Annotated in this window: 20 protein-coding genes; 5 read left to right on the top strand and 15 right to left on the bottom strand. The window is 66.1% G+C overall.

Features of this window, described 5'->3' with window-relative positions:
- Nucleotides 1-28 precede the first annotated feature (28 nt).
- Complete coding sequence (locus METRZ18153_RS0104410) at nt 29-2296, top strand: type IV pilus assembly protein FimV (RefSeq protein WP_232415962.1); 2268 nt, start codon at nt 29-31, stop codon at nt 2294-2296.
- A 25-nt stretch (nt 2297-2321) separates the two neighbouring features.
- Here the strand turns inward: METRZ18153_RS0104410 and METRZ18153_RS0104405 are convergent, their stop codons facing one another.
- Nucleotides 2322-3068, bottom strand: coding sequence for a Nif3-like dinuclear metal center hexameric protein (locus tag METRZ18153_RS0104405; protein ID WP_029143541.1), 747 nt, complete (start codon nt 3066-3068; stop codon nt 2322-2324).
- A 27-nt stretch (nt 3069-3095) separates the two neighbouring features.
- On the opposite strand from METRZ18153_RS0104405, the gene METRZ18153_RS0104400 reads away from it, so the two are divergent.
- Nucleotides 3096-4298, top strand: a complete 1203-nt coding sequence (locus tag METRZ18153_RS0104400) for a Do family serine endopeptidase (RefSeq protein ID WP_020163582.1) — start codon at nt 3096-3098, stop codon at nt 4296-4298.
- Between the two features lie 15 nt (nt 4299-4313).
- On the opposite strand, the gene tatC is transcribed toward METRZ18153_RS0104400, so the two are convergent.
- From tatC to hisB, 10 genes are all read right to left on the bottom strand, one after another.
- A complete protein-coding gene (gene tatC / locus METRZ18153_RS0104395; protein ID WP_020163581.1) occupies nt 4314-5063 on the bottom strand; it encodes a twin-arginine translocase subunit TatC in 750 nt (249 codons plus the stop codon).
- A complete protein-coding gene (gene tatB, locus METRZ18153_RS0104390; protein WP_019919450.1) occupies nt 5060-5518 on the bottom strand; it encodes a Sec-independent protein translocase protein TatB in 459 nt (152 codons plus the stop codon). The genes tatC and tatB overlap by 4 nt, the downstream gene beginning before the upstream one ends.
- A gap of 73 nt (nt 5519-5591) precedes the next feature.
- A complete protein-coding gene (gene tatA, locus METRZ18153_RS0104385) occupies nt 5592-5813 on the bottom strand; it encodes a Sec-independent protein translocase subunit TatA (RefSeq protein WP_019919451.1) in 222 nt (73 codons plus the stop codon).
- 4 nt (nt 5814-5817) lie between these two features.
- Nucleotides 5818-6177 (bottom strand): histidine triad nucleotide-binding protein, encoded by a 360-nt coding sequence (locus METRZ18153_RS0104380; protein ID WP_020163580.1) that lies wholly within the window; start codon nt 6175-6177, stop codon nt 5818-5820.
- 63 nt (nt 6178-6240) lie between these two features.
- Complete coding sequence (locus METRZ18153_RS0104375) at nt 6241-6567, bottom strand: phosphoribosyl-ATP diphosphatase (RefSeq protein ID WP_019919453.1); 327 nt, start codon at nt 6565-6567, stop codon at nt 6241-6243.
- Complete coding sequence (hisI, locus tag METRZ18153_RS0104370; protein ID WP_020163579.1) at nt 6564-6953, bottom strand: phosphoribosyl-AMP cyclohydrolase; 390 nt, start codon at nt 6951-6953, stop codon at nt 6564-6566. Before hisI ends, METRZ18153_RS0104375 begins: the two co-directional genes overlap by 4 nt.
- Entirely contained in the window at nt 6953-7723 is a 771-nt protein-coding gene (hisF, locus tag METRZ18153_RS0104365) for an imidazole glycerol phosphate synthase subunit HisF (protein WP_020163578.1), read from the bottom strand. Before hisF ends, hisI begins: the two co-directional genes overlap by 1 nt.
- A 31-nt stretch (nt 7724-7754) precedes the next feature.
- Nucleotides 7755-8501 carry a 1-(5-phosphoribosyl)-5-[(5-phosphoribosylamino)methylideneamino]imidazole-4-carboxamide isomerase gene (hisA, locus tag METRZ18153_RS0104360; RefSeq protein ID WP_020163577.1) on the bottom strand — a complete coding sequence of 249 codons (747 nt, stop codon included), beginning with the start codon at nt 8499-8501 and terminating at the stop codon, nt 7755-7757.
- A gap of 70 nt (nt 8502-8571) precedes the next feature.
- The gene (gene hisH / locus METRZ18153_RS0104355) at nt 8572-9207 is read right to left on the bottom strand and encodes an imidazole glycerol phosphate synthase subunit HisH (RefSeq protein WP_020163576.1); all 636 of its coding nucleotides are present in this window, start codon (nt 9205-9207) and stop codon (nt 8572-8574) included.
- Nucleotides 9208-9255: 48 nt separating this feature from the next.
- Nucleotides 9256-9843, bottom strand: a complete 588-nt coding sequence (gene hisB, locus METRZ18153_RS0104350; RefSeq protein WP_020163575.1) for an imidazoleglycerol-phosphate dehydratase HisB — start codon at nt 9841-9843, stop codon at nt 9256-9258.
- Nucleotides 9844-9990: 147 nt separating this feature from the next.
- Between hisB and hisC the strand changes: the two genes are divergently transcribed.
- The 3 genes from hisC (at nt 9991) to METRZ18153_RS0104335 (ending at nt 12555) form a co-directional block, all read left to right on the top strand.
- Nucleotides 9991-11058, top strand: coding sequence for a histidinol-phosphate transaminase (gene hisC, locus METRZ18153_RS0104345; RefSeq protein WP_020163574.1), 1068 nt, complete (start codon nt 9991-9993; stop codon nt 11056-11058).
- A gap of 57 nt (nt 11059-11115) precedes the next feature.
- Complete coding sequence (locus tag METRZ18153_RS0104340) at nt 11116-11667, top strand: hypothetical protein (RefSeq protein WP_020163573.1); 552 nt, start codon at nt 11116-11118, stop codon at nt 11665-11667.
- A gap of 180 nt (nt 11668-11847) precedes the next feature.
- Nucleotides 11848-12555 (top strand): PEP-CTERM sorting domain-containing protein, encoded by a 708-nt coding sequence (locus METRZ18153_RS0104335; protein WP_020163572.1) that lies wholly within the window; start codon nt 11848-11850, stop codon nt 12553-12555.
- Here METRZ18153_RS0104335 and METRZ18153_RS0104330 read toward each other — a convergent pair.
- The 4 genes from METRZ18153_RS0104330 to murA form a co-directional block, all read right to left on the bottom strand.
- Nucleotides 12552-13370 (bottom strand): DUF2189 domain-containing protein, encoded by an 819-nt coding sequence (locus tag METRZ18153_RS0104330; protein ID WP_029143540.1) that lies wholly within the window; start codon nt 13368-13370, stop codon nt 12552-12554. The genes METRZ18153_RS0104335 and METRZ18153_RS0104330 overlap by 4 nt on opposite strands.
- Nucleotides 13371-13475: 105 nt before the next feature.
- Nucleotides 13476-14783, bottom strand: coding sequence for a histidinol dehydrogenase (hisD, locus tag METRZ18153_RS0104325; RefSeq protein ID WP_020163570.1), 1308 nt, complete (start codon nt 14781-14783; stop codon nt 13476-13478).
- Nucleotides 14780-15424 carry an ATP phosphoribosyltransferase gene (gene hisG / locus METRZ18153_RS0104320; RefSeq protein WP_019919464.1) on the bottom strand — a complete coding sequence of 215 codons (645 nt, stop codon included), beginning with the start codon at nt 15422-15424 and terminating at the stop codon, nt 14780-14782. Before hisG ends, hisD begins: the two co-directional genes overlap by 4 nt.
- 27 nt (nt 15425-15451) lie before the next feature.
- The gene (murA, locus tag METRZ18153_RS0104315; protein ID WP_020163569.1) at nt 15452-16714 is read right to left on the bottom strand and encodes a UDP-N-acetylglucosamine 1-carboxyvinyltransferase; all 1263 of its coding nucleotides are present in this window, start codon (nt 16712-16714) and stop codon (nt 15452-15454) included.
- Nucleotide 16715 lies beyond the last annotated feature (1 nt).

Raw genomic sequence — 16715 nt, 5'->3', positions numbered from 1 at the left:
TTTCCCCTCGGCTTGCCGAAAAACACACATGAACACGGATCGCCACCTGGATTCCGGCACGGAGTTTCTTCAATTGCATACGCCCATCACTGCGCTCGCACGCACTCGGTCGCGGCTGCGCCCGACCTTGCTCGCGGCCGCGCTGCTGGCGGTCGGTCTCCACGCACCGCACGCACTGGCGCTCGGGCTCGGGGCGATCAAGGCGCGTTCGGCGATCGGCGAGCCCTTCCGTGCAGAGATCGCGTTGCTGGGCAGCGGCGACGACGTGCCGGCAAGCAGTTGTTTCTCGGTCGACATCCCGCCCTCGGCGGGCGCGGACGACCTGCCCTGGCTCACCGCCGGACGCATTCGTACGCAAGGTCGTACCGTTTTCATCAGCAGCGGCACGCCGGTCAACGAGCCCATCCTGATGGTCGGCGTCCGCATCGGCTGCGGCCACGAAGTGGTCCGCGAGTACACCGTGTTGATGCAGCCGATCACTGCAACCACACCGGACAGCCCCCCGACCGAAGCCCCTGTGCCGCGTGAGCGCGCCCGGCCGGTCGCTGCGCCCGCCACCGACACAGCGCCGGCGACGGCGGGTGAGGTCGAGCCGGCGCCGGCCAAGCCGCGCGCCGCGCGCAAACCGCGCCGTACCGACGCTGCGCCGCCGACCGGCGATCGCCTCTTCGTTGCCCCGGGTCTGGATTCAGGCAACGGTCTGAAGATGTCGGGTGGAATGGCGGCGCGGCCGGAAGCCACTGAAGCCCAGCGCGAAGCACTGCGTACCGAACAGAAACTGCTCGCCGCACTGGACGAGCAGATCGCCACTCATCTGGCGATCGCCGACAAGGTGAAGCAGCTCGAGGCGCGGCTGGAAGCGCTGCAGAAGCAGCTCGACCGCAGCAGCGGCACGCTCGACGCAGCCCGCGCGCCGGTGGCACAGCCCGCCGAAACGCCGCCCGTGCCGGCGGTGACGGCCGAAGCGCCCGTCGACAGCGCCCCGCCGGTCATCGAACAGCCCGTCGAGGTCGAGGAGGAGGCGGCAAGCGAGACGCCACCGCCGCCGGCCGGCCTGACCAACGAGCCGGTCAAGGTGATCACCAAGCTGCCGCCGGACGCTCCGGCCGACGCGGAACCTGTTGCGCCCGGCATGAACTGGATGGTCGCCGGTCTGGGACTGTTCGCCGCTGGCGCCGTACTTGGCGGTGGCTGGCTGTGGCGCCGCCGCGCCCAGGCCGTCGCCGAAGCCAGCGCCCGCCGCCAGCGCGAGATCGAAGCCAGTCTCGCCAACACCCCGCCGCCGCGCCGGCGTGAGCAGCGCGCTGCCGACACCGAATACTCGCAGGGCGGGGCCGACGCGCCACCGGTTTTCGCCGACATTCCCGCACCGAATTGGTCGCGCCCGGCGCGCGACGATGACACGCCGGTCGACCAGCGCACCACGCCGGCGATGGCACAGGCGGTGGTGTCGTCGATCGGTTACTTCCCGGGCGAAGCACCGGCCGAGCATATGGACGATATGCGGGTCGAGGCGCGGACGAGCGAGACTGACCCGACGACGGACACCGTCGAGCAGCACTCGCTGTCGGCGGTCGATCGGTCCAGCGTCGATTTCGAACTGGCCCCCGAAGCGGCGACCGACGATCGCAAACCCGCGCGTCTGGACCTCGAGTTCGATACCTTCGTTGGCACGGCCAGCAGCACAGGCGGCAGTGAAAGCGCGGCCCCGGCGATCAGCGGTCCGCGCCTGGTCAGCAGCAATACCGGCATTCCGCCGAGCAGCACGCTGAACATCGACCAGAGTGCCCCGCCGGCCAACGAGGAAGCGCCGCCCTCGCACGAACACGTGCTCGAACTGGCCGAAATCATGATGTCCTTCGGCCGCTCGGAGGGTGCAGCGCAGACCCTGTCCGAGTTCCTGCGCGACTATCCGAAAGAGTCGCTGATCCCGTGGCTCAAGCTGCTCGACCTCTATCACAAGGGTGGCCGGCGCGGCGAATACGACGATCTGGCGCCCAAACTGAATCGCGCATTCAACGTGAAGGTGCCCGACTGGGAGCATTTCAGCGGCCCGACCACCTCGGAATCGGTCGAACAGTTCGCCCACATCATGGCGCGCGTGAACGCCACCTGGCCGAATCAGGACTGTCTAGACTACCTGACCGAACTGCTGCGCGACAACCGCGCCGGTACCCGCGTCGGCTTCCCACTCGGCGTGATCGACGACATCCTGCTGCTGAAGAGCATGCTGGAGTGGCTGATCGCGAATCCGCCGGTCACCAATACCAGCGCATCCCGCCTCGCCCTGCTCTAGTGTCTGTTGCCGCCCGACTCTTGCGTCAGGCGGGATTGTCGATATCGACGAAAGCCACCTGGAGTCCGCAGGACTGCTCAAGATGTTCGCCCAGCGCCTGCACGCCGTAGCGCTCGGTCGCGTGATGGCCGGCAGCGATATAGGGCACGCCGGATTCGCGCGCGGTATGCGTCGTCTGTTCCGAAATCTCGCCTGACAGATAGAGGTCGGCACCGGCGTCGATCGCCTGTTCGAACATGCCCTGCGCGCCGCCCGTGCACCAGGCGATGCGCCGCACCGTGCGCTGTGCGTCGCCGACCAGCAGCGGCGTGCGGCCAAGTGCGGCGCCGAAACGTTCGGCCAACTCACCGGCGCTGGCCGGCACGGCTGGTTCGCCTATCCACAACAGCCCCTGGTCGCCCACGACGGCGGTCGGCGTCAGCCCCAGCACGCGCCCGAGCTGCGCGTTGTTGCCCAGTTCGGGGTGCGCGTCCAGCGGCAGGTGATAAGCGAACAGATTGATGTCGTGTGCCAGCAGCCGGGCGATGCGTGCGCGCCGCATGCCGGTGATGCGGCCGTCCTCGCCACGCCAGAACCAGCCGTGATGCACGAGGATGGCCTGCGCGCCACGCTCGATGGCAGCGTCGATCAGCGCCAGGCTGGCAGTGACGCCACAGACCACCCGGGCGACCTCCCCCGAACCTTCCACTTGCAGGCCGTTTGGGCAATAATCCTTGAAGCGCGCGGCTTCTAGCAGGTCATCCAGATGTCGTTGCAGCTGCGTCCTGTCCATTCTTCCCCCGTTTCTGGTTGCCGAATTATGCAGCGTCTGTGGCTGGTCTTTGCTCAATCGGTCACTGCCGCCCTGGCCGTGCTCTTCGTCGTCGCGACGCTGAAACCGGAATGGCTGCCGAGCCGTTCGACAACGGTTCCGAACGGTACGCCGACGGCGCCCTCGATCAGCACGCTGCTGCCCGAGCCGCCCCCTGTGACGACGCGCATCGAGGCCGCGAAAGTGGTGAGCTACGCCGATGCTGCGCAGAAGGCGCTGCCCTCGGTGGTGCATATCTTCACCACCAAGGCGGTGCGCACACCGCAGCACCCGCTGATGAACGATCCGGTGTTCCGTCACTTCTTCGGCGACCGCCTGGGCAGCCAGCCGCAGCGTCAGATGGGGCTGGGTTCCGGCGTCATCGTCAGCGAGGACGGCGTAGTGCTGACCAATAACCACGTGGTCGAAGCGGCCGACGAAATCGAAGTCTCGTTGAACGACGGCGGCAAGTACCCGGCAACGCTGATCGGCAGCGACCCCGAATCCGACCTCGCCGTCCTGCGCGTCAAGGCACCGACCAAGCTGCCGGCCGCCAGCTTCGGCGACAACGACGTGCTGCGCATCGGCGACGTCGTACTGGCCATCGGCAATCCTTTCGACGTCGGCCAGACCGTCACCATGGGCATCGTGTCCGCGCTCGGCCGCTCGCAGCTCGGCATCAACACCTTCGAGAACTTCATCCAGACCGACGCGGCGATCAATCCGGGCAACTCCGGCGGCGCGCTGATCGACGCCAACGGCAACCTGGTAGGTATCAATACCGCCATCTACTCACGCAGCGGTGGTTCGCTCGGCATCGGCTTCGCGATTCCGGTCAGCACCGCGCGCAGTGTGATGGAACAGATCGTCGCCAGCGGCTCGGTCACCCGCGGCTGGGTCGGCGTCGAGGTGCAGGAGCTGACGCCGGAACTGGCCGAGAGCTTCAAGTACCCGATGAGCGGCGGCGCGCTGATCGCCGGTGTGATGCGCGGCAGCCCGGCCGACCGCGGCGGTGTGCGTCCGGGTGACGTGCTGCTCGAGGTCGACGGCAAGAAGGTGAAGGACGCCAGCGGCATGCTGCAGCTGATCGCGGCACTGGTGCCGGGCCAGCAGGCGACGCTGAAGGTCTATCGCAGCGGCGGCGAACGCGACGTCGTCGTCAATGTCGGCAAGCGCCCGATCAACGGCGTCGCCGCGAAGAACCGCGAGTAAGGGTCAGGCGGAAGGTCAGGCCGCCGCGTCCCGCTCGTCGTCGCGAGCCGGCGAGCGGCCAGTGAAACGTGCCACCACGATCCCCAGTTCGTACAGCACGCACAGCGGAATGGCCAGCATCAGCTGCGACACCACGTCCGGCGGCGTGACGACAGCGGCCACCACGAAGGCGCCGACGATCACGTAAGGGCGCGCCTCCTTCAGCTTTTCGATGCTGACGATGCCGAAGCGCACCAGCACGATCACCACCACCGGCACCTCGAAGGTGACGCCGAAGGCGGTGAACATGGTCAGCACGAAGCTGAGGTACTGCTCGATGTCCGGCGCCGGCGTGATGCTCTTCGGGGCGAACTCCGAAATGAAGTGGAACACCGTCTTGAACACGAAGAAGTAGCAGAAGGCCATGCCCGCGAGGAAGAGCAGCGTGCTGGCGACGATCAGCGGCAGCCCGAGCCGCTTCTCGTGCGCATACAGGCCCGGCGCCACGAAGGCCCACGCCTGGTAGAGCACCACCGGCAGGGCGATCAGGAAGGCCACCATCATGGTTACCTTGACCGGCACGAAGAAGGGCGTGACGACGCCCGTGGCAATCATTTTCGTGCCCTCCGGCAACGCGATCATCAGCGGGCGCGCCAGCAGGTCATAGATGTCGCCGGCCCAGGGCATCAGGCAGATGAACACGATGACGATGGCCGCCACCGCACGCAGCAGCCGGTCACGCAGTTCGACCAGATGGGAGATGAAACTTTCGGTCTGCTCGCTCATGTCTTGTCGGACGACACCGGTTTGGCTTCCGGCGGCGGAATATCGAGGGAGAGCTGGCCGGATACGGGCTCAGGCGCGGGAACGGCTGCCGGCGCCGGCTCGGCGGTCTGCGCCGCCGTCTCGGCCTGCTCGATCGCCGCGTACTTTTCCTGTTCGGCCATCGCGGCGCGCATCTGGTCACTCAGGCCGTCGACCTCCTTGGCGACCGAACCGGTCGCCTCGTTGGCCTGACGCTCGACCTCTCGCACCTGCTGTTCGACCTGGGATTGCAGCTTGCGCAGTTCTTCGAGCTGCATTTCCTTCGAAATGTCCGCCTTCACGTCACTGACGTAGCGCTGCAGCCGGCCCAGCAGATGGCCGGCCGTACGGGCGACGCGCGGCAGGCGCTCGGGACCGAGCACGATCAGCGCCACGATGCCGATGATGAAAAATTCGGAGAAACCGATGTCGAACATGGGGACGTGGAAATGAGCCGGGCGGGCCGACAGCCCGCCCGGTGAATGAAGGAGCGGCCGACGGCCGCCGCGATCAGGACTTGACCTTCTCTTCCGCCTTCACGTCTATCGTGTGACCGACGCTCTGGGTCGGCTGGTCGGCCGGGGCGCTGCCTTCGGCGCCCTTCATGCCTTCCTTGAAGCCCTTGACCGCGCCGCCGAGATCGGAGCCGATGTTGCGCAGCTTCTTGGTGCCGAACACCAGAAGCACGATGACGAGCACGACGAGCCAGTGCCAGATGCTGAATGAACCCATGGGATTACCTCTCGGAAACGATCATGGGCGGCAGGGGATGGTCGCCGCCCAGAACATGCATGTGAAGATGATACACCTCCTGCCGACCCACCTTTCCGCAGTTGATGATGGTGCGGAAGCCCTCGTCAGCACCTGCCATACGGGCCAGTTCACCCGCCTTCGAGAGCATGCGGCCGAGGACGGCCTCGTGCGCTCCGTTGGCGTCGTACAGCGTGGCTACGTGCACCTTCGGGATGATCAGGAAATGCACCGGCGCCTGCGGGTTGATGTCGTGGAAGGCGTAGATCAGGTCGTCCTCGTACAGCTTGCGCGACGGGATCTTGCCTTCGATGATCTTGCAGAAGATGCAGTTGGGGTCGTGCATGGTGTCAGTCTGTCCGTGAGGTCGGGAGTTTCAAATACGTGTATTACCGTATTGCGAGCCTGATCAGCCGTTCGTGCGCGAGCGCTTCTCGTCGATGCCCGAAATGCCCTCGCGGCGGCGGAACTCATGCAGCACGTCGTCCACGGTCAGGCCGTGATGGGCCAGCAGCACCATCGAGTGAAACCACAGATCGGTCACCTCGCGTACGACGTGGCCGACGTCGCCATCCTTGGACGCCATGATGGTCTCGGCCGCTTCTTCGGCCACCTTCTTGCAGATCGCGTCGGTGCCCTTGTGGAACAGAGAGGACACGTAGGACGAACCGGGTTCGGCGCTCTTGCGCTCGGCGATGGTCTGCGCGACGCGGCGCAGCACTTCGATATCGATCATTTGTATATCTCGTCCGGGTTCTTGATGACCGGGTCGACCTCATCCCAGCGGCCATCGGTCAGCGAATGGAAGAAGCAGCTGTGGCGGCCGGTGTGACAGGCGATACCGCCGGTCTGCTCCACCTTCAGCAGCAGCACGTCGCGATCGCAGTCGAGGCGGATGTCGAGCACCTTCTGCGTGTGGCCGGATTCCTCACCCTTGTGCCACAGCTTTCCGCGTGAGCGTGACCAGAACACCGCCTCGCGCAGTTCCGCCGTGCGGACCAGCGCGTCGCGGTTCATCCAGGCGAACATCAGCACGTCGCCGGTCGATGCCTCCTGCACGATGACCGGCAGCAGGCCTTTGTCGTCCCAGTCTATGGCGTCGATCCAGGCCGGCGCGTTCATCACAGGCGTACCTCGATACCGCGTTCGCGCATCCGTTCCTTGGCCTCGCGCACCGTGTGCTGACCGAAGTGGAAGATGCTGGCCGCCAGCACTGCGTCGGCTCCACCTTCGACCACGCCGTCGACCAGATGGTCGAGGTTGCCGACACCGCCCGACGCGATGACCGGAATGCGCACCGCGTCCGACACGGCGCGGGTCAGCGCGAGGTCAAAGCCGTTCTTGGTGCCGTCGCGGTCCATGCTGGTGAGCAGGATTTCGCCGGCGCCGAGCGACTCGACCTTCTGCGCCCACTCGACCGCGTCGAGTCCGGTCGGATTGCGGCCGCCGTGCGTAAACACTTCCCAGCGCGGCTGGCCGTCGCGATCGTCGACGCGCTTGGCGTCGATGGCGACGACGATGCACTGCGAACCGACCTTGCCTGAGGCACGCGCCACCAGTTCCGGATCCTTGATTGCTGCAGTGTTCATGCTCACTTTGTCGGCGCCGGCATTGAGCAGGCGACGCACGTCCTCGACCGCGCGCACGCCGCCACCGACGGTCAGCGGGATGAACACCTGTTCGGCCACCTGCTCGACCACGTGCAGGATGATGTCGCGCGCGTCGGAACTGGCGGTGATGTCGAGGAAGGTCAGCTCGTCGGCGCCCTGCTCGTCGTAACGGCGGGCGATCTCGACCGGGTCACCGGCGTCCTTCAGTGACACGAAATTGACGCCCTTGACCACGCGGCCGGCATTGACGTCCAGACAGGGAATGATGCGCTTGGCTAGCATGAGTGTTTCGCGCCGTGCGCGATGAAAAGGTTCAGCCTTCGCCGTTCAGGCGGTCTGCTTCGGCCTGCGCGACAGCGAAATCCAGTGTGCCTTCGTAGATGGCGCGGCCAGTGATGGCGCCGATCACGCCTTCGTCCTCGACCGCACAGAGACCGCGGATGTCGTCGAGATTGGTGACGCCGCCCGACGCGATGACCGGAATGCGCAGCGCCTGCGCCAGCTTCACCGTGGCGTCGATGTTCACGCCGCTGAGCATGCCGTCGCGACCGATGTCGGTATAGACAATCGCCTCGACGCCCTGATCCTCGAATTTCTTCGCCAGATCGATCACGTCATGGCCGGTCATCTTGGACCAGCCGTCCACTGCCACCTTGCCATCCTTGGCGTCCAGGCCGACGATGATGTGGCCGGGGAAGGCCCCACAGGCGTCGTGTACGAAGCCCGGACTCTTGACCGCCGCGGTGCCGATGATGACGTAGCTGATGCCGTCATCGAGGTAGCGCTCGATGGTGTCGAGATCGCGGATGCCGCCGCCGAGCTGGATCGGGATTTCGTCGCCCAGTTCCTTGACGATGGCCTTGATCGCCGATTCATTCTTCGGCTTGCCGGCAACGGCGCCGTTGAGGTCCACCAGGTGCAGGCGGCGCGCGCCGGCATCGAGCCAATGGCGGGCCATGGCAGCCGGGTCTTCCGAAAATACGGTCACCACGTCCATATCACCTTGCTTCAGGCGTACGCAGTGGCCGTCCTTGAGGTCGATGGCGGGAATGAGCAGCATGGCGCGAGTCGTGTCGTGTCAGGGAGAGTGGAAGGGAGAAGTCCCCGACGGCATCGTCGGGCACCAGGTATCAGGGCATCCAGCCGATGAAGTTGGCCAGCAGGCGCAGACCGGCGTGCGCGCTCTTTTCCGGGTGAAACTGCACCGCAAAAATATTATCGCGCGCTATCGCACTGGTAAAGGCTGCGCCGTAGGAGGTTTCACCCGCCGTCAGCGCCGCATCGACCGGCTGCACGAAGTAGCTGTGCACGAAGTAGAAGCGTTCTTCGTCGGCGATGCCGTCCCACATCGGATGCACGCGCGTCTGTTTCACGCCATTCCAGCCCATGTGCGGCACCTTCAGCCGGGCCCCGGACACCGGATCGCGCGGATCGACAAAGCGCTTCACATCGCCGGCGAGCACGCCCAAGCCAGGCACGTCGCCTTCCTGGCTGTGCTGGAACAGCATCTGCAGACCGATGCAGATGCCGAGGAAGGGCTTGTTCGCAGCGGCGTCGAGCACGGCGCCGCGCAGGTCGCGCGCGTCGAGTTCGCGCATGCAGTCCGGCATGGCGCCCTGCCCCGGAAACACGACGCGGTCGGCGCCAGCGACGACGCGTGCGTCGCTGCTGACGATGACCTCGGCTTCGGGTGCGACGTGCTCGATCGCCTTGGCGACCGAACGCAGATTGCCCATGCCGTAATCGATGATGGCAACGCGAGTCATGAGTGCGGCTGAATCGGAAGAGGGTGAAACGCTGGCGTCAGGACGGGCTCAGAGCGAACCCTTGGTCGACGGCATCTGGCCGGCCGCACGTTCATCGCGCTCGCTGGCGGCGCGCAGCGCGCGGGCAAAGGCCTTGAATACGGTTTCGCACTGGTGGTGCGCGTTGATGCCGCGCAGATTGTCGATGTGCAGCGTCACCAGCGCGTGATTGACGAAGCCCTGGAAAAACTCGCGCGTCAGGTCAACGTCGAAATCTCCGATGCGGGCGCGGGTGAAGTCGATGTTGTACTCCAGCCCCGGGCGGCCGGACAGGTCAACCACGACACGCGACAGCGCCTCGTCCAGCGGAACGTAGGCGTGGCCGTAGCGACGCAGGCCCTTCTTGTCGCCAACCGCCTTCGCGAAGGCCTGACCCAGCGTGATGCCAACATCTTCCACAGTGTGGTGGGCGTCGATGTGCAGGTCGCCCTTGGCGATGATTTCGAGGTCGATCAGGCCGTGCCGAACGATCTGGTCCAGCATGTGATCGAAGAAGGGCACACCGGTGTCCAGCTTGCCCTGACCGGTTCCGTCGAGATTGATGCGCACCGTGATCTGGGTTTCCAGGGTGTTGCGCGTGATTTCGGCTTGCCGCATGAAGATGGTCGCTTCGGTGATTCGTCCCGGCTGCACGCCGGAACAGGGATGGCCGGATGATAACATCGACTTGCAACGGGCCATGCCAGCCTGCGCGCACCGCAACACGTCCCGCCCAACAACAGTCACATCGTCGCCTGCACCATCATGAGCCAGTTCTGGAGCCCCGTCGTCCACGCCCTGTCGCCCTACACGCCGGGCGAGCAACCCAAGATAGACGGGCTGATCAAGCTCAACACCAACGAGAACCCCTATCCGCCCAGCCCGCGCGCCGTCGCGGCGATGCAGGCCGAACTGGACGTGGACGGCGACCGGCTCAAGCTCTACCCGGAACCGACCGGACTGGCGCTGCGCGAAGCGATCGCCGCACATTTCGGCGTGGGCACCGATCAGGTGTTCGTCGGCAACAGCTCGGACGAAGTGCTGGCGCACACCTTCATCGGCCTGCTCAAGCACGACCGGCCGCTGCTGTTCCCGGACATCACCTACAGCTTCTATCCGGTCTATTGCAGGCTGTACGGGATCGATTACCAGTGCGTGCCGCTGGACGCCCAGTTCGCGATCCGCATCGACGACTACATCGAAGCCCGCCCGGGCGCGGTCATCTTTCCGAACCCGAACGCGCCGACCGGTCGCCTGCTGCCCCTGTCGGACATCGAGCGGCTCGCCACGGCGCTGCCGGACAGCCCGATCGTGATCGATGAGGCCTATATCGATTTCGGCGGTGAATCGGCGGTCGCGCTGGTCGCTGACCACCCCAATCTGCTGGTGACGCAGACGCTGTCGAAATCCCGTTCGCTGGCCGGTCTGCGCGTCGGCTTCGCAATCGGTCAGCCGGCGCTGATCGAAGGCCTGACGCGGGTGAAGGACAGCTTCAATTCCTACCCGCTCGACCGCCTGGCGCTGGCGGGTGCGACCGCCGCTGTGCAGGACCGCGAGTGGTTCGACCAGACCCGCCGCCGCGTCATCGCCAGCCGCGAACGGCTGGCTGAGGAACTGAGCGCGCTCGGCTTCGAGGTGTTGCCGTCGGCGGCGAATTTCGTGTTCGCGCGCCATCCGCGCCACGACGCCGCCACGCTGTCGGCGCAACTGCGCGAGCGGCGCATCCTGGTCCGCCACTTCAAGGCGCCGCGCATCGACCAGTTCCTGCGCATCACGGTAGGGACCAATGCGCAGTGCGACGCGCTGGTCGAAGCCCTGCAGGACATCGTTTGACGCGCTGGAGCACTTCTTGCTGAACGGGAGAGGTCTTCGTCCTCTTTCCGTTCAGCCATGCGCCTTACCCGCCCGCTTTTCCTTTCCGCACTGACGCTCGGCCTGCTCGCCGGCTGCACCAGCGTGTCCTTCAAGCAGGGGGCTGGTGGCGCCGACTATCGCCGCGACGAGCGCGCCTGCATGGGCACCACCTCGGAGCGGACCGCCTTCATCCAGTGCATGGAGGCGAAGGGCTGGTGGACGCGCTCGACCGAGGAGCTGTCGCAGATCACGCTGGTGTCGGTCGAGGAAAGCGAAGCAGCCGCTGAAGTGCAACCGGCGCCCGCGGCCGAAGCGGCAACGCCGGGCGCCGAACCGGCCCGGCCCGCTCCGGCGGCCCGCACCACCGCCGCACCGGCCCCCGTCGTTCCGAAGGACCCGCTCGCCCGCCTGCGCATCGCCATGTGGTCGAAGATGGGCGCCGGCGCGAACGAACTGATTGCCGATCAGACGCAATGCCTGTCCACGCTGGGCGAAGCCCACGCGCCCGACACCACGGCCGGCACCGTCACCCGCGGACTTTACGAGTGCCTGCGCAAGCAGGGGTGGACCGGCCTGACGCTGCGCTGAATATTCTTTTTGCATATTCAAGCCCGATGTCATAGATTGACGCCGGGTGGGCGCACACACATCAACCATTACATCGCCTGAGCGGTCTCGCAGCCGCTGGAGACACACCACCCCCGGCAGGCCGTTCCATCCGGAACGGCTGCATTCATTCAGGAGGAGGTGTTCATGTTTTCAGCAAGAATGCTGTGCATCGCGTCGCTGTGCCTGTCTGCACAGGGCGCCCACGCGCTCGGGGCGGGCGATATCGCGTTTACCGCCTTCAATGCCGACGAGGACGGCTGGGCCATCGTCGCGCTGACCGATCTGGCAGCCAACAGCACGATCTACTTCACCGACAGCAACTGGGATGGCGCCGCCTTCACCAGTTCCGAAGGCTTCCACACCTGGCAGACCGGCGCCGGCATCATCGCGGCCGGCACCGTCATCCGTTTCAGCGACATCGATCAGGCAGGTCGCGCAGCATCCACCGGCAGCCTGAGCGGCACCGGCAATGCCGCGCTTAGCAGCACGGCCGACACGCTCTACGCCTATGTCGGCAGCGGCACCTCGGCTCCGACAGCCTTTCTTGCTGCGGTGTCGTCGGAAGGTGCAGCGGCCGCCGCAACGGCACTGAGCGCAGCCGGCCTCACCGCTGGCGTGAATGCGATCGCCCTGCCCGCCAGCACCGATTACGCCAGCTACACGGGCTCACGCAGCGGCGCCGCCGATTTCGCGGCCTACCGCAGCACGGTGAATGACGTCGCCAACTGGACTGCCTTCACCGACGGCGCCCACGCCGACGCTGTGCCCGACACGACGCCGTTCGCGGTCTCCGCCGTACCCGAAGCATCGACCGCGCTGATGATGATGGCGGGGCTCGGCGTGCTGGGTCTGTTCCGCAGACGCTAAGCGACGGCTGCCGGGTGCTGGAGCGGTTCGATCAGCGCCCGGTAGGCGTGCCACGTGGCATGCCCGACCAGCGGCATCAGTACGATCAGGCCAAGGAAGAAGGTCAGGAAACCGATCACCGCGAAGACCACGATGAGCGCGGCCCACACCAGCATCGGCCCCGGATTGTGGCCGAGCGCGAACAGGCTGGCGAGAATCGACGTCACCGCGTCCTGCCGGCGGTCCAGCATCAGCGGGATGGCGACCACGCTGGCGCCGAACACCAGCGACGCGAAGATGAAGCCGACCACCGCGTAAGCCATCAGGAATTCGACGTTCTGCAGCGTCAGCACCTGTTCGAGGAAGTGATCCACCGACGGCATCTGCGTCGTGTAGAACAGCGCGAACACCACCAGCGAGGCACGTGCCCACACCAGGAAGATGATGATGAGGATGACGGCGAATACGCCGATCGCGCCGGCATTGTGACCCCCGGCGGTCAGCGAGTGCGCCAGCACCGGCGGCTGCCCGGCCTCGCGCTGGCGCGACAGGTCGTACAGGCCCAGCGACAGGAAGGGGCCGAGCAGCAGGAATCCGCACACCAGTGCCGACGTCAGGTGATAGGCATGGCGGAACACCGTAGTCAGCACCAGCCCCATGAAGGCGAAACAGGCGCCATAGAACAGGCTGCCACCGGGACTCGCGCGCATGTCCTGAAACGCCCGGCCGAGCCAGTCGAAACAGGCGAACAGCCCGACTTCACGCACCACCGGAAAAGGTAGATCCTGCGCATCCCCGACGGCTTGTGGCGTTTCGGGGTGTTCGGACTGCTGCATGGCTGCTCCCTGATCGGTTCACTGCTGCAACGACGTGCGCATGACCGGTCAGGTCGGGCGCACGACCCGGGCGCCACTGTACGCCGGGTCGTGGCCGCGTGGAAGTCAGTCCTTCAGCCGCATTTCCGCCGAGCGGGCGTGCGCCTGCAGGCCCTCGCCGTGCGCCAGTACCGAGGCGATACGGCCCAGCTTCTGCGCGCCCTCGGCCGAAATGTCGAGAATGGACGTGCGCTTCTGGAAGTCGTACACGCCCAGCGGGCTGGAGAAGCGCGCGCTGCGCATGGTCGGCAGCACGTGATTCGGCCCGGCGCAGTAGTCGCCCAGCGCCTCGACCGAGTAGTGGCCGAGGAACATCGCGCCGGCGTGACGGATGCTGTCGACCAGCGCGCGCGGATCCTCGGTACAGATTTCCAGGTGCTCGGGCGCGATGCGGTTGGCGAGGTCACAGGCCTCGGCCAGATCGCGCACCTTGATCAATGCGCCACGGTTGGCAAGCGAAGTGGCGATGGTGTCGCGGCGCGGCATTTCCGCCAGCAGACGGTCGATCGACGCGTGCACGCGGTCGAGGAAGGCGGCGTCGGTGCACAGCAGGATGGACTGCGCCAGTTCGTCGTGCTCGGCCTGGGCGAACAGGTCCATTGCCACCCAGTCCGGATTGCCGTGGCCGTCGGAAATGATGAGTACCTCGGACGGCCCGGCCACCATGTCGATGCCGACCGTACCGAACACGCGTCGCTTGGCGCTGGCGACATAGGCGTTGCCCGGACCGACGATCTTGTCCACCTGCGGAATGGTCCGCGTGCCGTAGGCGAGCGCGGCGACCGCCTGTGCACCGCCTATCGTGAACACCCGATCGACGCCGGTGATCGCCGCGGCAGCCAGCACCAGCGGATTGCGCTCGCCGCCGGGCGTCGGCACCACCATGATCAGTTCCTTGACGCCCGCGACCTTGGCCGGAATCGCGTTCATCAGCACCGAACTGGGGTAGGACGCGCGGCCGCCCGGCACGTAGAGGCCGACGCGGTCCAGCGGCGTCACCTTCTGGCCGAGACGGGTGCCGTCGGCTTCGGCGTATTCCCAGGAATCCTGCTTCTGGCGCTCGTGATAGATACGCACGCGGTCGGCGGCTTCGGCCAGCGCGGTGCGCTGGGTATCGCTCAGTCCGGCGTAGGCGGCGTCAAGCTCGCTGCGCGGCAGTTCGAGTTCGACCATGGCGGCGCAGTCCATGCGGTCAAAACGGCGCGTGTAGTCCATGACGGCTTCGTCGCCGCGCGCCCGCACGTCGCGCAGGATGCCGGCGACTGCCGTCTCAATCGCGTCGTCGGTCGAACTTTCGAAAGCCAGAAGCGTGTCCAGACTATCGAGAAAATCGGCGGCACCGGAGTCGAACCGGCTGATCTTCGTCACGCTCATGCCTGCACCGCCCCCTGAATCGCCTCCAGGATGGGTGTCAGCAGATCGTGCTTCACCTTGAGCGCCGCCTGATTGATGACCAGACGCGAGCTGATGTCCATGATGTGTTCGACCTCGACCAGATTGTTCGCACGCAAGGTGCCACCACTGCTGACCAGATCGACGATGGCGTCGGCCAGCCCGACCAGCGGCGCCAGCTCCATCGATCCGTACAGCTTGATCAGGTCGACGTGGACGCCCTTGGCGGCGAAATGTTCGCGCGCGGTGTGCACATACTTGGTCGCCACCTTGAGCCGCGCGCCGCGGCGTACCGCCTGTTCGTAATCGAAACCCGCGGGCACTGCGACGCTGAGACGGCAACGCGCGATATTCAGGTCGATGGGCTGGTAGAGGCCGGCGCCGCCATGCTCCAGCAGCACGTCCTTGCCGGCGATGCCGAGGTCGGCCGCACCGTACTGCACATAGGTCGGCGTATCGGAGGCGCGCACGATGACCAGGCGTACGTCAGGCCGGTTGGTGCCGATGATGAGCTTGCGCGACGACTCCGGATCGTCGGTCGGCACGATGCCGGCCGCTGCCAGCAGCGGCAGCGTTTCTTCGAAGATGCGCCCTTTGGACAGCGCCAGGGTGATGCCTTGCACGGTGTGCCTCGTATGGATGGCGTGTCGTCAGGACACGCGGCGGACAGTGGCGCCGAGCGCGCTGAGCTTCTGCTCGATGCGCTCGTAGCCGCGGTCCAGATGATAGATGCGTTCGATCAGCGTTTCACCGCGTGCCACCAGGCCGGCGATGATGAGGCCCGCCGAGGCGCGCAGGTCGGTCGCCATCACGGTCGCGCCGTCGAGCTGCGCCACGCCCTGCACTACCGCGGTATTGCCGTCGATGCGGATGTCCGCACCCAGTCGGGCCAGTTCGACCGCGTGCATGAAGCGGTTCTCGAAAATCGTCTCGCGGATGATCGCGGTGCCTTCGGCCACCGTGTTGATCGCCATGAACTGCGCCTGCATGTCGGTCGGAAAGGCCGGATACGGCGCAGTGCGGATGGACACCGCCTTCAGCTTGTCCGGTGCTTTCAGCACGATGGCTTCGAAGGACGGCGACTTTTCGGTGCGGATGTCGCAGCCGGCGTCCATCAGCTTGTCGATCACCGCGTCCAGATAGCCGGCCGATGTGCCGGTCAGACGGATTTCGCCGCCCGCTGCGGCAGCGGCACACAGATAGGTACCGGTTTCGATGCGGTCCGGCATGATGCGATGGGTCGCGCCATGCAGGCGTTCGACGCCCTGGATGCGGATCACGTCGGTGCCGGCGCCGGAAATACGGGCGCCCATGGCGACCAGGCAGTTGGCCAGGTCCACCACCTCCGGCTCGCGTGCGGCGTTCTCGATCACGGTCTCGCCATCGGCGAGCGCCCCGGCCATCATCAGGTTTTCGGTGCCGGTAACCGTCACCATGTCGGTGAACAGGCGCGCACCCTTGAGCCGCGCAGTGCGCGCGACGACGTAGCCGTGCTCGACCGCAACCTCGGCGCCCATCGCCTGCAGACCCTTGATGTGCTGATCCACCGGGCGCGCGCCGATGGCGCAGCCGCCAGGCAGCGACACGCGCGCCTCGCCGCAGCGGGCGACCAGCGGGCCGAGCACCAGGATGGAGGCGCGCATGGTTTTCACCATTTCGTAGGGCGCCACCGGATTGTTCAGACCGGACGCATCCAGCGTGACGGTCGAACCGTCGCGCTGCACCGCCACGCCCATCTGTGCCAGCAGCTTGAGCATGGTGCCGATATCGTTCAGCTGCGGCACATTGGTCAGCGTGAGCGGTTCGCGCGTCAGCAGCGCGGCACACAGAATGGGCAGCGCCGCGTTCTTCGCGCCCGACATTTCGGCCTCGCCCTGCAGACGGTGGCCGCCTTCGATCAACAGCTTGTCCATC

The organism is Methyloversatilis discipulorum (assembly GCF_000385375.1).
GTDB lineage: Bacteria > Pseudomonadota > Gammaproteobacteria > Burkholderiales > Rhodocyclaceae > Methyloversatilis > Methyloversatilis discipulorum_A.
The sequence above is the reverse complement of the archived record's forward strand: the minus strand, read 5'-3'. Positions and strand labels throughout refer to the sequence as shown.

Excerpts from the sequence above, each read along its gene's own strand:
- tatC (WP_020163581.1), bottom strand. The coding sequence starts at position 5,063 with ATGAGCGAGCAGACCGAAAGTTTCATCTCCCATCTGGTCGAACTGCGT.
- METRZ18153_RS0104405 (WP_029143541.1), bottom strand. The coding sequence starts at position 3,068 with ATGGACAGGACGCAGCTGCAACGACATCTGGATGACCTGCTAGAAGCC.
- hisB (WP_020163575.1), bottom strand. The coding sequence starts at position 9,843 with ATGCGGCAAGCCGAAATCACGCGCAACACCCTGGAAACCCAGATCACG.
- hisA (WP_020163577.1), bottom strand. The coding sequence starts at position 8,501 with ATGCTGCTCATTCCCGCCATCGACCTCAAGGACGGCCACTGCGTACGC.
- hisF (WP_020163578.1), bottom strand. The coding sequence starts at position 7,723 with ATGCTAGCCAAGCGCATCATTCCCTGTCTGGACGTCAATGCCGGCCGC.
- METRZ18153_RS0104400 (WP_020163582.1), top strand. The coding sequence starts at position 3,096 with ATGCAGCGTCTGTGGCTGGTCTTTGCTCAATCGGTCACTGCCGCCCTG.
- tatB (WP_019919450.1), bottom strand. The coding sequence starts at position 5,518 with ATGTTCGACATCGGTTTCTCCGAATTTTTCATCATCGGCATCGTGGCG.
- hisD (WP_020163570.1), bottom strand. The coding sequence starts at position 14,783 with ATGAGCGTGACGAAGATCAGCCGGTTCGACTCCGGTGCCGCCGATTTT.
- murA (WP_020163569.1), bottom strand. The coding sequence starts at position 16,714 with ATGGACAAGCTGTTGATCGAAGGCGGCCACCGTCTGCAGGGCGAGGCC.
- METRZ18153_RS0104335 (WP_020163572.1), top strand. The coding sequence starts at position 11,848 with ATGCTGTGCATCGCGTCGCTGTGCCTGTCTGCACAGGGCGCCCACGCG.
- tatA (WP_019919451.1), bottom strand. The coding sequence starts at position 5,813 with ATGGGTTCATTCAGCATCTGGCACTGGCTCGTCGTGCTCGTCATCGTG.
- METRZ18153_RS0104340 (WP_020163573.1), top strand. The coding sequence starts at position 11,116 with ATGCGCCTTACCCGCCCGCTTTTCCTTTCCGCACTGACGCTCGGCCTG.
- hisH (WP_020163576.1), bottom strand. The coding sequence starts at position 9,207 with ATGACTCGCGTTGCCATCATCGATTACGGCATGGGCAATCTGCGTTCG.
- METRZ18153_RS0104410 (WP_232415962.1), top strand. The coding sequence starts at position 29 with ATGAACACGGATCGCCACCTGGATTCCGGCACGGAGTTTCTTCAATTG.
- hisI (WP_020163579.1), bottom strand. The coding sequence starts at position 6,953 with ATGAACGCGCCGGCCTGGATCGACGCCATAGACTGGGACGACAAAGGC.
- METRZ18153_RS0104380 (WP_020163580.1), bottom strand. The coding sequence starts at position 6,177 with ATGCACGACCCCAACTGCATCTTCTGCAAGATCATCGAAGGCAAGATC.
- METRZ18153_RS0104330 (WP_029143540.1), bottom strand. The coding sequence starts at position 13,370 with ATGCAGCAGTCCGAACACCCCGAAACGCCACAAGCCGTCGGGGATGCG.
- METRZ18153_RS0104375 (WP_019919453.1), bottom strand. The coding sequence starts at position 6,567 with ATGATCGATATCGAAGTGCTGCGCCGCGTCGCGCAGACCATCGCCGAG.
- hisC (WP_020163574.1), top strand. The coding sequence starts at position 9,991 with ATGAGCCAGTTCTGGAGCCCCGTCGTCCACGCCCTGTCGCCCTACACG.